Origin of the sequence: Yersinia enterocolitica subsp. enterocolitica (assembly GCF_901472495.1) — a bacterium.
Classification (GTDB): Bacteria; Pseudomonadota; Gammaproteobacteria; order Enterobacterales; family Enterobacteriaceae; genus Yersinia; species Yersinia enterocolitica.
On sequence record NZ_LR590469.1, the window covers coordinates 456,098 to 469,629 of the forward strand.

A 13,532-nucleotide genomic window follows, 5' to 3' on the forward strand; every position below is an offset into this window, starting at 1 on the left:
ATGTGTGTTTCATTGCATAACTATTTCATTGTTGTTTGTGTGAAATGATGTTCCATTTAAATTAACTTGCCATTCTGTTATGATGTGCGCATCGACTTTTATCGAGTATATACCCTAAATAATTCGAGTATATTAAGTTGAAAATCTTTTGCGAAAATGCATGGTATAAAAAGCGGAAATCCTACCGGGTATTGTTTTGGCGTGAGATAACGCCGCTGGCGATCCCACTATTTATTGAAGGGTCGTGTGTCTTACTAATGGGGGTGTTTAGCACTCTGTTGGTCAGTTGGCTGGGCAAAGAAGCCATGGCCGCAGTAGGGTTAGCTGACAGCTTCAATATGCTAATTGCTGCTTTTTTTACCTCTGTGGCGCTCGGCACATCGGTGGTGGTGTCTTTCAGTTTGGGGCAACGTAAGCGCAAACAGGCACAAACAGCGGCGCGCGAATCCATCTCTCTATTAGTTTTAATCTCATTACTGTTGGTGTTACTGGTACATTTTGCCGGAGAAGCCATTATCAATATGATGGCCAGTCAGGCTGATCCTGAAGTTAAAGCGATGGCGCTGACCTACCTGCGCTTAACGGCGTGGAACTATCCGGCGATGGCAATAACCTTGGTGGGATGTGGCGCATTACGCGGTGCCGGTAACACGCGACTGCCGATGTTTATCAATATCAGCATGAATATTCTTAATATTGCTATTAGTAGTGTGCTGATTTACGGCATGGCGAATTGGCAGGGGCTGGGGTTTATTGGCGCGGGTATCGGCATTTCAATTACCCGTTATTTAGGCGCTTTGGTGGTGGTGTTAGTGCTGATTTTCGGCGCTAATAATACCTTACGCATTCCCTTTAAATCTTATTTTATGCCTTTTACCTCCGCCATTATGTTTGAGGTTTTGAGCATTGGTATTCCCGCCAGTGTTGAGTCGGTGATGTTTAATATCGGCAAACTGATTACTCAGCGTTTTGTTGCGGGTATGGGAACAGAAGTGATTGCCGGTAACTTTATCGCGTTTTCCATTGTTGGGCTGATCAACTTGCCGGGTAATGCGTTGGGGTATACCTCGACGATTATTATCGGTACCCGCTTGGGTAAAGGGCAAATTTTGCAGCCTATCCGTCAGATTAAACACATCTTCTGGTTATCAACCATTGGGGTGTGCTTTATCGCCTTGCTGTCGATCCCAAGTGCTGGATTTCTGGCGTCGTTGTATACCCATGAACCGGGGGTTATCGACGTTGTTAAGCACCTGATTTGGATTAATGCACTCTTTATGCCCATTTGGGCTGCAGCCTGGGTGTTGCCATCAGGGCTGAAAGGCGCGAAAGATGCCCGTTACACCATGTGGGTGGCGCTCGCGGGGATGTGGGGTTGCCGTATTGTCGCTGGTTATATTCTGGGCGTGACATTAGGGTTTGGTGTCACCGGCGTCTGGATGGGCATGTTCCTCGACTGGATAGTGCGTGGCGTACTGTTTTATCGTCGTATGGCAAGTGGCCGTTGGTTATGGCGTTATCGGCCAGAGGCTTGATTATGATTGCAGTCATGGCGGCTTATTAGCCGCTATTGATGATGTCTGCAATAAGCCACTCTGCATTCTTCTGTTTGATTTCCCTCTTTAAGTGACGATCGTCGCTAATATTTGAACTTCATCACGAAAACAACAAAACAAAATAAAACAACAAAAGGCCACTTTATGGTTTTTAATGTTGACCTATCTTAATTTTAAAGAATATTGGCTTAGTTTATTGAGGTTTTTACTTTATTTATGAAGTTAATAGCTATTAGGTTAGTGGGGCTAATAAGTGTCATTATGTTGTTTAATGTTGCTTTGAATTGTTATTTCTGTGATTGTGAATTGCAGTTAAAAACATAATAACACTTTATAACATTTCTTATCTTTTGAGGCCCGACATGAAAAATGTAGCAATACTCGGAAGCAGTGGGGGAAATCTGTTCAATCTCGGTGGTGCATACCCCGAAAGACTTCTGCAAGAAATTTATACCCAACTCCATTCTGCGGGGTTAGGTGTCAGTGCGGTGCAATTTATTGCAGCAGAAGAATCGATGGATGTGGCAAAACCGACCACTGCCGCTGCTGTGTATTCAATAACCGCCGAAGAAAAGGATAAACCCCAGATTAGTTTCCAGGGAAAACTGTCTGAGGTGAATGACGCGGTAAAATCCTCGGATGCAGCCATTGCGGCACAAATCCGTGCTGGTGCTATTGATGGCATCATCATTATGAGTGCCGATCCCGATCGCAGTAATAAAGAAGCTATTCTGGCGGCGATAGAAAAGAAAATTCCTATTGTAGGCACTGGCGGCACCTCAATGGCGATTATCACCTCCAAAGGTGCAAATGTCATTGCCACTTCTGGGACTACAGGCACCAATAGCCGTACCCGGGCTATCTCTTTTACCGCCTCGTTATGCAAATACTGGCAGATAAAATATACCCCGGTATTGGGTAGTGGCGATGCCACGATGCCGGGCAGTGACAAGAGTCTGCTAAAAAGAATCAATATTCGCAGCATCATGATCCCAGCCTTACCCGGCTTTATCGCTATGGCCATTGTGTTAGCGCTCAGCCATATCCCAGGGCTGCAATCACTGAATGCCATCTTTGAACTGTTACTCAAGGGGTTGCCAGTGATTGTCGCAGTTATTGCGGCTAAACAGGTCTCCGAGCTGGATGAAGTATCGATTGTGGCGGGTGTGGTTGCTGGTGTGCTGTCGGTTGAAGGGGGGTTAATTGGCGGTATTTTGGGGGGGATCGGTGCGGGTATTATGGTGCGTTATCTGTTCGGATTGTGCCTGAAATGGCAATTCCCAATGACGACAATCAATATCGTGGCGGGTGGTTTGTCCGGCTTATTCTCTGGTTTAGTGATGTATTACCTGCTCAGCCCATTGGCTTTGGCCGCCGGTGACTATATCAAATTGGCCATCGAAGCCACTTTGGCCTTCAGCCCAATATTAGCCGGATTACTGGCGGGATTGGTTATTTGGCCAGCTATTCTGGGTGGGGTTTATCACGCGGTTATATTGCCGCTGGTCTTACTGGAAATGGAAAAGTCCGGTGTCAGTTTCCTCGGTGCTGTCGATATGGTTGGGCTGGTTATGGTAGCGGCAGGTATTAATCTGGCAAACGTCATTGCGCCGCGAGAAAAAAGTGAGGCCGCTGTTGCTGCTCCGGGGTTGTTAATTAACTTAGGTTTCGGGACGTTTGTCGAATCGGCTTATCCGTTCATGTTCTCTAATAAAGTTGTCTTTGCTGGCGCGATATTCTCAGCCGGTGTCGGTGGAATGTTGTTGGGATTATTGAATATTAAAGGCGTGGCTTATGTCCCTGCTTTCGCCTCACCATTCTTATCAAATAACGCTTTCTATATGGCGATAGTGATGGCGGTAACGTTAGTGTTGACTTGTGTCATCACCCTATTAGCCAACAAATTTGTAGCAATTAAAAAGGCAGTACCCGAATCACCAACACCAGGGATTTCGGCTAAGAGTTAACAATTAAAAAAGCAGTTTTATATAAATCAAGTAGAGGTAAATATGTTCAACGCTGATATGAGTAAGAAACGGTCCGTCGCTATGGATAAAGTACGAAACGCAATTGCGTTACATGGCGGTCAAACTATTCTGAGTACTGGAATAACCGGAGATGACGCTCGCTTAGCGAAAGCAGTATGCGATTCTGGTGTTAAATTGTTAGAGCCGAATCACCCGGCATTGGCATTAGCGCGTGGCCATAATGGTGTGACGAATATGCATGCCGCAGAGCGCATTCGCCATGAAATAACTATCGGGCAAATGGCGGAAGCAGTGCAGGGTGTACGTAATGTGGTGGCGGATGATATTTTTATTACTGTCGGGATTGCCGGGGGCTTTACAGAAACTGTACCTACGCCGGTAACTGAACAGGATATTTTATTGATTGCTCAATCAGGCGCTGATGGTTTACATACCCATAAATCCAGTTTTGAGGATTTAAAAGAACTGGTCGATTTAGCTCATAAATATGGTCTGACAGTGGATGCTTATATTGGTCACCCAAGCGATTTGCACACCTTCGGTATTGCGGCTGAAACTCCCGCTGAGGTTGCTGAAGTGGCTAAAAAAATGGAAGAGTTAGGGGTTGATATGATTGGTTTAATGACTGGCATGAGCTACGAAGGGGTTAGCGCTGGCGATATTCCTGATGTTATCAAACAACGACTTCTGGCCTTGGTCGGTGCAGTTTCAGTACCCACATTAGCCGAAGGCGGTATTAATCTGGAAAATGCGAAAGCATTCAAAAATACCGGTGTCAATATTCTGGTTGTGGGTACCGCTATTGATAATGTTGTCTGCAATGCAGCTAAGGATGTTGTATCGCGGTTTATTACTCACTGATGGTATGGGGTTAATTAGCTCAGTGAGTGAAGGGTTCACCACACCTGGGGGTACTCCGGTGGCTTATGCGCTTATATTTTAAATAAGTGAGGCACCAATGGTACATTTCCCCTTTATTTGACTTTATCAGCAGCCAGAGGGAGAAATAATATTTTCTCCCTTTTTATTGGATCTAAAGTATGTACAAGTTACTGGCCCTTGATCTTGATGGCACTTTACTCAATCAGGAAAACCAAATATCAGCTCAGAATATTAACGCGGTAAAGCGTGTTATTCATCAGCACGGCACAGTTGTTTTATGTTCAGCGCGGCCAGTTAGGGCTATTGCAGCCGTTATCCGCAATACTGAATTAGAATATTTAATTCGTTATTTTATTTCGTTTAATGGTGCATGGATATATGATGCTGTTGAGAAGAAAGATATTCGTTTTATGCCATTGCGTCGCCTGGATGTGAAGAATGTGATAACCATGCTTGCTGAAAATGAGTTTAAACATCATTTTTTCACCCGCGATAATATGATATCCAGTTTGAAGGATATCAATGATCATACGCACTATGAGTCCCAACTCTTTGCGATGGAATTGGCCTTTGTTGAACCTAAAGACATTATTCAACGAGATGATATCGTCAAAGTCTCTATTGTCGGCTCGACTGATTTTATTGATAATGTCGCTAATAAAATAGACGAGAGATTTCATTGTCAATACTCACTCAGTAAGACCAGTCGTCATTATTACGAAATAATGAGACAGGGCATTACGAAGGGGGAAGCATTGAATTATTTATCACGGCATTTAAATATTGGCTCTCAATCGGTGGTCAGTATGGGCGATCAGGAAAATGATATCAGTATGTTTCAGTTTTCAGCCGTTGGTGTGGCAATGGGTAATGCCAGTGATTTTGTCAAATCTTGCGCGGACAAAGTGAGTCAGGATAACAATCACCACGGAGTTGCTTTTGCCATTAATCAACTCTGGCCACTGTGACGGAATCGCCTTTTGTTTCATAAAATTATTGCGTAGAATGACAAGTAAAATAGCCTAATGAAATAGGCTCTAAATGTATCGCACAGCTTCGGGCCGCTATTCTTATGAATCAGATCAAACGTAAACAGTTTATTTTGGAAAAGCTGGATAGCCTTGGTGAGGTTTCTGTTATTGGTCTTTCCGAGGAATTGGGTGTGACATCTGAAACGATCCGCAGAGATCTTTCCTATTTGGAAAAGAGTGGTGAGGTCACCAAAGTCCACGGCGGTGCAATAAAAGTTCAGAATATACAAGAGGGCAGCTTTGCTCAAAGAATGGATTTAAATCGCCAGGAAAAAATGCTGATTGGTCAATATGCGGCTTCACTGGTAACTGAAAATGATAGTTTATTTATTGACTCTTGTACCACTACACTTATTTTTGCTTCATTCTTGCCGTTAGTAAAAATGACTGTTTTCACCAATTCATCTTTAATTGCCGATCAAATAAAAAGTAAAAACAATATGGCAATTGTGCATGTGTTGGGTGGTGAATATAACCATATTTATAAAGCTAATTTAGGTATTCAAACAATTGAACAAATGAATGACATTCACGCCGATTTTAGTTTTGTGGGCGTTGGCGGTATAGACAGTGATTTTGGCGTGATGGTAAAGAATCTCGATGAAGGGCGTATTGCCAAGAAAATGCTGGCAATGGGCAGGCAGAAAGTGATTTTATGTGATACCAGTAAATTTGGTCAAAGTGGGTTAATGAAAATAAGTGACATCAACGATATTGATTTTATCGTCACCGATAAAAAGAAGAATCCTCATAAGCAAGCAATTGAAGCGCTTTATTCAGATAAAATTATCTACGCCAATTAATATTATTTAAATCCCCCACTTATTCGCAGGGGGATTTGTACTATTTTGCTATTTTCCCATTATTCTCGTTTTATTGGGAAGCATAAATTGCATCGCGCAGATCATTGACGAATTGCCCGGACATTCCCTCATATAAAGTATTAGTCAGTGCGACCACACTTAGCTCCTGCATCGGGTCGACAAACCATGAATGCCCATAAACCCCGCCCCAACTCCATGTGCCGATAGATTCTGGTGAAGCCGCTTCAAGCGGGTTTCGCAGTACGGAAAACCCTAAACCAAAGCCTATACCAGGCGCGTCTGGAAGAGGGATGCCGCCAGTTTGATCTCGTCCCATTTCATCAACTAATGTGGCAGGAAGTAGCGGTGCACCACCTTGACGCAGTGTTTCTAATAAACGTAACAGGTCACTGGCACTACCCACCATACCCGCACCACCCGAAGAGAACGATTGTGCATTGAGCGCGCGGGCGGGAGAAAACCGCACGCCAATTTCCTCGGGTGAAAAAGCAACGCATTCACCTTCTTGTAGCAGTCGCGGTGCAGGGAGGTCATTAACATAGGGCGTGGCTAAACGGCCAATATCGCGGGTGAAAAAATCGGTATCATTCATCTGCAATGGCCCGGTCACTAGCGCACGGATGGCTTGATTCAACGGCTGCCCGCAGACTTGCTCGATAACCGCGCCAATAACATCAATCGCCAGAGAATAACGCCAGGATGTTCCCGGTGCGAAGTGCAGTGGTACCGTCGCTAATCGACGTAAATTCTCATGCAAGGTTATTTCAGACTTATCCATACCATCGGATACACCGGCGCGGGCATAGGGGCCATCGTCATCGGCTTCTGAAAAGCGATAGCCTAAACCGGCCGTATGGCTGAGTAATTGACGCACAGTAATATCAGCTAATTCCCCCTGTGCGAGCCGTGGCTGAAAATCCGGCAGCCAACGACGAATATCGCCATCAAGCTCAAGTTTGCCTTGTGCAACCAATACCATCGCCGCAGTGGAAACAATGGGTTTACTGATAGATGCCAGGCGGAATAGCGTGTCAACCGTCATCGGGCGTGCAGTCTCGCGCTCAGCTAATCCTGCCGCGCGGCAGAAATGTATCTCACCGTTAAGTGCGATAATGACGACCGCGCCCACCAGACGGTGCTCAGCGAGCGCCTGATCAATGGCAGCATTAACTCTTATCAGCAGATGCTCTGGGTGTATTGATACCGGCGAACTCGCAGACATAGTCGTTCCTTAATCTGGATGAATAATAAAATCACTATAACCAGCAGCCTAACAGTAGATTGGTATCCAATAAATGGTTAAAGAATTATTCTTAAGTCGAATTATTAAGCATTCTCCGCCTATTGCCGATAATGATAAGGAGATAAGTTCCTCCATTGGAAAAAGGTATCGGGGAAGTATGGATAATTTTCAAAAAGAGATAGAGGAGAGAACAAATCTCACCTCCTCCAACAGATTTGAGCTGTTGCTGTTCCGTTTGGGGGAATCCCAAGAGGAGCAACAATCGGAGCTGTACGGCATTAACGTGTTTAAATTACGTGAAATAGTCCCGATGCCAACCTTAACCAAAGCGGCAGGTATGGCTTCACCTATGATGGGTATGGCGAATATTCGTGGGGAAATCATTCCCGTGATTGACCTTCCGGCGATTGTCGGCTGTGTACCCAAAACCGGATTAAACATTCTGCTGGTGACCGAATATGCCCGTAGTACTCAGGCATTTGCGGTGGAATCTGTTGACGATATTGTCCGTTTGGAATGGAGTCAGGTACTGGCGGCTGATGCGGGTGTCAAGAGCCGTAATATCACCAGTATTGCGCGTCTCGACAACGATAAAGCCAGTAACCGCCTGGCGTTGGTCTTGGATGTTGAGCAGATTTTATATGACATTATTCCGGCTAACCGCAATGTTCAAATTGATAGCGAGAAGACCAAAGCCTTTGATTTGAAACCGGGGGCAGTCGCTATTGTGGCAGAAGACTCAAAAGTCGCTCGCTCCATGCTAGAACAAGCCTTGAAGATGATGGATATTCCTGCCGTTATGCATATCACCGGTTTGGAAGCGTGGAATAAAATCAAGAAGATAGCTGATGAGGCAAGAGCAGAAGGCCGTCCGGTTTCGGATAAAATTTCATTTGTATTAACTGATTTAGAAATGCCAGAGATGGATGGCTTTACTCTGACACTGAATATTAAGCGGGATGAATTCCTGAAGAATATTCCGGTGATTATCCACTCCTCATTATCGGGTAGCGCAAACGAAGACCACGTGCGTAAAGTGGGTGCTGACGCCTATGTAGCGAAATTTGAAGCTAACGAATTGGAAGCCGCTATCCACAGTGCGTTGGACTCAAAGAAAGCCTTGAACCCGTAGCCTTGAGCATTATTTCTGGTAGTAGCCCTTTCCCGCTAAGTGAGTAGGAAGGGGCTGCTGATAATATGTGAGGGTTAAATTATGACTCTTCCCTCAGTAAGGCTTTTTTAGCCGCCTCAAGAAACTCATCCGATAATTGATTCCCAGCGGTCGCGCGCGCCAGTGTTAATGCACCTGACATCATCGCAAACTGCGCCAGTGTATGCTGTCTGCGTTGTTCGGGATCTTCTATATTAGAGACGGACTCTAATCTCGCCAGCATGGATTTCACCCCGCTAAGATAGACCTCACACACTGGATTATCATCATTCTCACGTGCCACATCACTGGCTAATGCTGTGATCGCACAGCCATTTTCGGCATGGTCACGGTGGGTCGGTGAGAGATAAAACTCCACCAGTGTGCGCAGGTTATTCTGGTCTGGCTCGCTGCTGATTTCTTGCCAGCGGGTGCTGGACTCATCGAGTGCTTTGCGGCTGGCAATCGCCGCCAGTTCATCTTTAGAAGCAAAGTGCCCGTAGAATCCGCCATGAGTCAAACCGACCGCAGCCATTAAATCGTTGACACTGACACCATTCAAACCCCGAGCACGGAAGAGTTGCGAAGACGTCTCGACGATTGCCTCGCGATTGAGTGCCATTTGTTGCTTTGATACCCGGGCCATACATTTCTCCTAATTGAACAGGCAGCATACATAAAGTATGCCATGCCAACGCATCAATAGATGTCGCCTCTCATCAATACATAATCTATTCCTGCAAGTGAATCCTCGTTGGCACTTAGATGATGTTAGTCATCTATAAATTATATAAGAGAGCAAATTTCATGAATACGATCCCCGCGGTTCTTATTACAGGTGCGTCATCCGGTATTGGTGCCACTTATGCTGAAAGCTTCGCACGTCGCGGACATGACCTGGTTTTGGTCGCTCGCGATGGTGCGCGATTAGAAATATTATCAACAGTGGATCTTGCTGACAAAAATCTGCCAGATGCTCAATTAAAGCCTGCACTCTGGCAGGAACATAGCGCTGCTGCGACCATACGGCGTAAATTTCGCGCGAGGCACCTTGCCATTCGGGTAATACCTGAATCTGTTCGCCGCGCCGTAATATGTTATGACCCAAACTGATTGGGCAAAATAGGATACCTAATCCTGCCTGTGCTGCTTGTAGCGCCAGCATGTGGGGAAAATCGTTATTAGCCATTAACCCATGAGCGCTGACAGGAACATGAGAGGTCCGTGTTCATCGGATCTAAAATACAAAAAAACCGCTTTTGCGATACGGTTTCGCTGGTAGGAATACTGAGAAGGTATGCGGATCTCTTTACCATTGAGGTAGAATCGGGGTACTTAATATTATTGATTCAATATTTGAGCCAGTTTCTTGATACCTTCAACGATTTCTGATGGGGAATGGGCGGCAAAACCTAACAGGATGGCTTGGCTTGTTGGTTCTGTTTGGCTGTAGCGTGAAAGGGGTTGTGCGCCCAAATTCGCTTTACGACATTGCTCAATCATATAAGATTCCTGAATTTCTTCCGATAACCAACAGACAATATGAATACCTGAATCCGAAGGTTCTGCGTGAATAATTTCTGGAAGATATAATTGTATGGCCTCAATCATAACCTGTTGGCGTTCATGACATGCTTTTCTAACCCGCCTGACGTGACGCGCATAATGCCCTTCAGAAATAAATGCAGCAAGTATCGTTTGTTCTAAATAAGGTGTACGTGTATCTGCATAATATTTGGCAATTTTAAAAGACTCCACTAGATTTTCAGGGATGACTAGAAAGCCTAAATGAAATCCCGGAAACATCATTTTAGAGAATGAACCAGCGTATATAACTCGCTGTTGTTTATCTAATCCTTGCAGTGCTTGTATCGGTTGTGCTGTATATCTAAATTCACTGTTGTAATCATCCTCAAAAATCCACATTTTATTTTCAGAGGCCCAGTCAAGTAGAGCAATTCTTCTGGACAAGCTTAATGTGCCGCCAAGCGGAAATTGATGGGATGGCGAAGTAAAAATCATTTTTGCGTGTGGCCAATGTTTTATAGCATAGGAGATATCCATACCATTTTTATCACTGATGACGGGGCAGACTTTGGCACCCCTCGAAGTAAATGCGCCTAAAGCGCCATCATATCCCGGTTCATCTAACCAAACCTCATCTCCTTGTTGCAAAAGAACTTGCGCTGCAAGATTTATTGCTTGTTGGGTTCCATTGACAATAAGTATCTGTTCATCAATACAATTCAGGCCGCGTGTTGTGCGAACATATTCACTAATGGCTAATCTTAATGGTTTAAATCCCAAAGGTTCATTGAGCCTCCAATCCTGATGGCGAAACTGACGCCAGATTCGCCCTAATAGTCGCCCCCAAAGCTCATGTGGGAATAAATCTATACAACCGACTCCAATATTAAATTTCATATTATTGCCGGCATATGGCGAGGTCATATCCCATATTTTTTTCATTACCTGCATATGAGGATTAATATTTTTGGTGCTATTTTTATTATTTATTTTTTCGTGAAGAGGTATAGATTTAACTTGAATAACTTCATCAGGAATTACTGATGTAACATAAGTTCCAGAACCTTTTTTTGTGACGAGATAACCTTCATCAATGAGGCGTTCGAAACCCGATAAAATAGAGTTTCTTGAAATTGACATCATTTCAGACAGTGTTCTGCTGGAAGGGAGTTTTCTTCCCGCTTTCAGCTGACCATTCAATATGAGTTCTTTTATCACCAAATAAAACTGCTCTCGAATTTTTCCTTTTTTTAGCAATATGCTTGGGAAGCTGGCAACGTTTTTTTTCATTATCAAAGTGGATCCATAAAAAATCAAAAAAGTGTGCCTTATATGATACCACTGCAAGCGCTACTCTTTCATTTCCAGATGTGTGACATTCAAATAAGGTGTTTGATATGACTGATGAAAATTTAAAAATCTCGGTAGTGCCAGTGCAAGAAGAAGATTACTCAAAATGGTTACCTTACTGGCTAAACTATCAGCAATTCTATGAAGTTCAGTTGCCTGAAGAGACTACAATTGAGACATGGAAGCGTTTTTTAGATGTGGATAAAGACATGCATTGCGCAGTCGCAAAAAAAGGGCAGACAATTCTTGGGTTCGTGCACTATGTTTTTCATGGTTCAACATGGTCTGTAAATGATTTCTGTTATTTAGAAGACCTGTTTGTTGCCGAAGACAGCCGGAGTCAAAATATAGGAAAACATCTTATTGAGCATGTTAAACAAAAGGCCAGTGAGCGCCAATGTGGAAGATTATACTGGCACACACAGGAAAAAAACCTAACAGCGCAGCGACTTTATGACTGGATAGCAGAGAAACCTGGTGTTATAGAATATAGATTACCCTGCTGAGCTCCACTTACGGAGTATTTGATTAACGAGTCATTCATATAAATATGTGAGCGGAAGGGTATTCACGATACTTTTTCCGCAGCAGAAGTAAAAAGCCCGCTCAGGTTCCCCTGAGCCTTTGTGTGACTTACCTTGTGAATAGCTGGCGATACAATCGTGGAATGATGAATGGCTATGCCTACAGTTGTAAGGGCAATACCGCTATCCGTCATCTTAATATATCTGTTTCTCGGCGAAACATTCCCGTTGAGAAAAATGCGGCGTGCACGGTAATTGTCACCGGCGCACTGATGATGGGTTAATCAAACCAGGAGAATGCGAAATGTCTGATCATCCTACGATTGCTCTTATTGGTCCGGGGGCTATCGGTACCACCATCGCCGCTGTACTGCATGAAGTTGGCCGCACGCCAGTCCTTTGTGGGCGCACCGCGCATCCGCAGTTGATTCTGCGTCACGATGACGGTGAAATTGTAGTGCCGGGTCCGGTATTGAGTCATCCGGCGGCTATCAGCCAACCGTTCGACGTGGTGTTTCTGGCAGTGAAAACCACCCAGATCGCTGACAGCGCTAACTGGCTGGCCGCGCTGTGCGATGAAAACACGGTAGTATGTGCGCTGCAAAATGGCGTCGAACAGCAAGTGCGGTTGGAACCCTTAGTCAAGGGTGCAAAGGTACTGCCTTCGGTCGTGTGGTTTCCGGCACAGCGCGAGCCGGATGCTTCAGTCTGGCTGCGCGCTAAGCCTCGCCTGACACTACCGGATGTGCCGCAGGCAAAACGGGTAGCTGATGTGCTCAGCGGCACCAGCTGCGCAGTTGAGCTGTCAGCTGATTTTCTCTCCATCGCCTGGCGAAAATTGTTGCAGAATGCGGTCGCAGGTCTGATGGTACTGGCTAATCGTCGTGCCGGGATGTTCTCACGCGTGGATATCACTGAATTGGCACTGGCATATCTGCGCGAGTGTCTGACGGTAGCGCGAGCGGAAGGTGCCGTATTGAGCGATAACGTTCCACAGGAGATCGTTGACGGCTTTCATCATGCCCCTGCGGATCTAGGCACTTCCATTCTCGCCGACCGTCAGGCCAACCGCCCACTGGAGTGGGATATCCGTAACGGCGTGATACAGCGTTATGGCCGTTTACAGGATATTCCTACGCCGATCAGCGACGTAGTGGTGCCACTGTTGGCTGCAGGGAGTGACGGGCCGGGTTAAAGTCGTTAATGGTAACCGAACTTAACATGCCACTAAGTCTGCTCTTAACCATTTATCAAAAAAACAAAAGCAAAAAGCCCGCCTAGTTTCCTAAGCGGGCTTCTCTAATTTGGCTCCTCTGACTGGACTTGAACCAGTGACATACGGATTAACAGTCCGCCGTTCTACCGACTGAACTACAGAGGAATCGTGTGAACGAGGCGAATAATAGCGAGGGTGGTGGCGTTTGTCAAAGTAGAAAAACACTAAAAATGCGCGTTTG

Annotated in this window: 11 protein-coding genes, 1 tRNA gene and 2 pseudogenes; 9 read left to right on the forward strand and 5 right to left on the reverse strand. The window is 45.1% G+C overall.

Annotated features, from left to right (window positions below):
* Positions 1-137: 137 nt before the first annotated feature.
* The 5 genes from FGL26_RS02185 to FGL26_RS02205 all read left to right on the forward strand — a co-directional run bounded on the left by FGL26_RS02185 (position 138) and on the right by FGL26_RS02205 (position 6,260).
* Positions 138-1,535 carry an EmmdR/YeeO family multidrug/toxin efflux MATE transporter gene (locus FGL26_RS02185; RefSeq protein ID WP_032902649.1) on the forward strand — a complete coding sequence of 466 codons (1,398 nt, stop codon included), beginning with the start codon at positions 138-140 and terminating at the stop codon, positions 1,533-1,535.
* Between the two features lie 383 nt (positions 1,536-1,918).
* Entirely contained in the window at positions 1,919-3,523 is a 1,605-nt protein-coding gene (locus FGL26_RS02190; protein WP_005168550.1) for a PTS sugar transporter, read from the forward strand.
* Positions 3,524-3,565: 42 nt separating this feature from the next.
* Complete coding sequence (locus tag FGL26_RS02195) at positions 3,566-4,405, forward strand: hypothetical protein (RefSeq protein ID WP_005168553.1); 840 nt, start codon at positions 3,566-3,568, stop codon at positions 4,403-4,405.
* A 179-nt stretch (positions 4,406-4,584) separates the two neighbouring features.
* Positions 4,585-5,394, forward strand: a complete 810-nt coding sequence (locus FGL26_RS02200) for a Cof-type HAD-IIB family hydrolase (protein ID WP_005168554.1) — start codon at positions 4,585-4,587, stop codon at positions 5,392-5,394.
* A gap of 104 nt (positions 5,395-5,498) precedes the next feature.
* On the forward strand, positions 5,499-6,260 hold the full coding sequence (locus tag FGL26_RS02205) for a DeoR/GlpR family DNA-binding transcription regulator (protein WP_005168555.1): 762 nt from the start codon (positions 5,499-5,501) through the stop codon (positions 6,258-6,260).
* A gap of 70 nt (positions 6,261-6,330) precedes the next feature.
* Here FGL26_RS02205 and FGL26_RS02210 read toward each other — a convergent pair whose 3' ends face one another.
* A complete protein-coding gene (locus FGL26_RS02210; protein WP_032912695.1) occupies positions 6,331-7,503 on the reverse strand; it encodes a serine hydrolase domain-containing protein in 1,173 nt (390 codons plus the stop codon).
* A gap of 178 nt (positions 7,504-7,681) precedes the next feature.
* Here FGL26_RS02210 and FGL26_RS02215 point away from each other — a divergent pair, with 178 nt between their 5' ends.
* Complete coding sequence (locus FGL26_RS02215; RefSeq protein ID WP_005168557.1) at positions 7,682-8,656, forward strand: chemotaxis protein; 975 nt, start codon at positions 7,682-7,684, stop codon at positions 8,654-8,656.
* A 79-nt stretch (positions 8,657-8,735) separates the two neighbouring features.
* Here the strand turns inward: FGL26_RS02215 and FGL26_RS02220 are convergent, their stop codons facing one another.
* Entirely contained in the window at positions 8,736-9,320 is a 585-nt protein-coding gene (locus FGL26_RS02220; protein WP_005168558.1) for a TetR/AcrR family transcriptional regulator, read from the reverse strand.
* A gap of 161 nt (positions 9,321-9,481) precedes the next feature.
* Between FGL26_RS02220 and FGL26_RS02225 the strand changes: the two are divergent.
* A pseudogene (locus FGL26_RS02225) lies at positions 9,482-9,614 on the forward strand (SDR family NAD(P)-dependent oxidoreductase); the annotation flags it as partial.
* A gap of 78 nt (positions 9,615-9,692) precedes the next feature.
* Here FGL26_RS02225 and FGL26_RS21600 read toward each other — a convergent pair.
* Both FGL26_RS21600 and pdxR read right to left on the reverse strand, forming a co-directional pair.
* Positions 9,693-9,863, reverse strand: a pseudogene (locus FGL26_RS21600) (hypothetical protein); the annotation flags it as partial.
* 152 nt (positions 9,864-10,015) lie between these two features.
* Positions 10,016-11,491, reverse strand: coding sequence for a MocR-like pyridoxine biosynthesis transcription factor PdxR (gene pdxR / locus FGL26_RS02235; protein ID WP_005168560.1), 1,476 nt, complete (start codon positions 11,489-11,491; stop codon positions 10,016-10,018).
* A 107-nt stretch (positions 11,492-11,598) separates the two neighbouring features.
* Between pdxR and FGL26_RS02240 the strand changes: the two genes are divergently transcribed.
* Positions 11,599-12,057: a GNAT family N-acetyltransferase gene (locus FGL26_RS02240; RefSeq protein ID WP_005168562.1), complete on the forward strand. Its 459-nt coding sequence runs from the start codon at positions 11,599-11,601 to the stop codon at positions 12,055-12,057.
* A 322-nt stretch (positions 12,058-12,379) separates the two neighbouring features.
* Entirely contained in the window at positions 12,380-13,270 is an 891-nt protein-coding gene (locus FGL26_RS02250) for an oxidoreductase (RefSeq protein WP_005168564.1), read from the forward strand.
* A 110-nt stretch (positions 13,271-13,380) separates the two neighbouring features.
* Here FGL26_RS02250 and FGL26_RS02255 read toward each other — a convergent pair.
* Positions 13,381-13,456, reverse strand: a tRNA-Asn gene (locus tag FGL26_RS02255).
* Positions 13,457-13,532 lie beyond the last annotated feature (76 nt).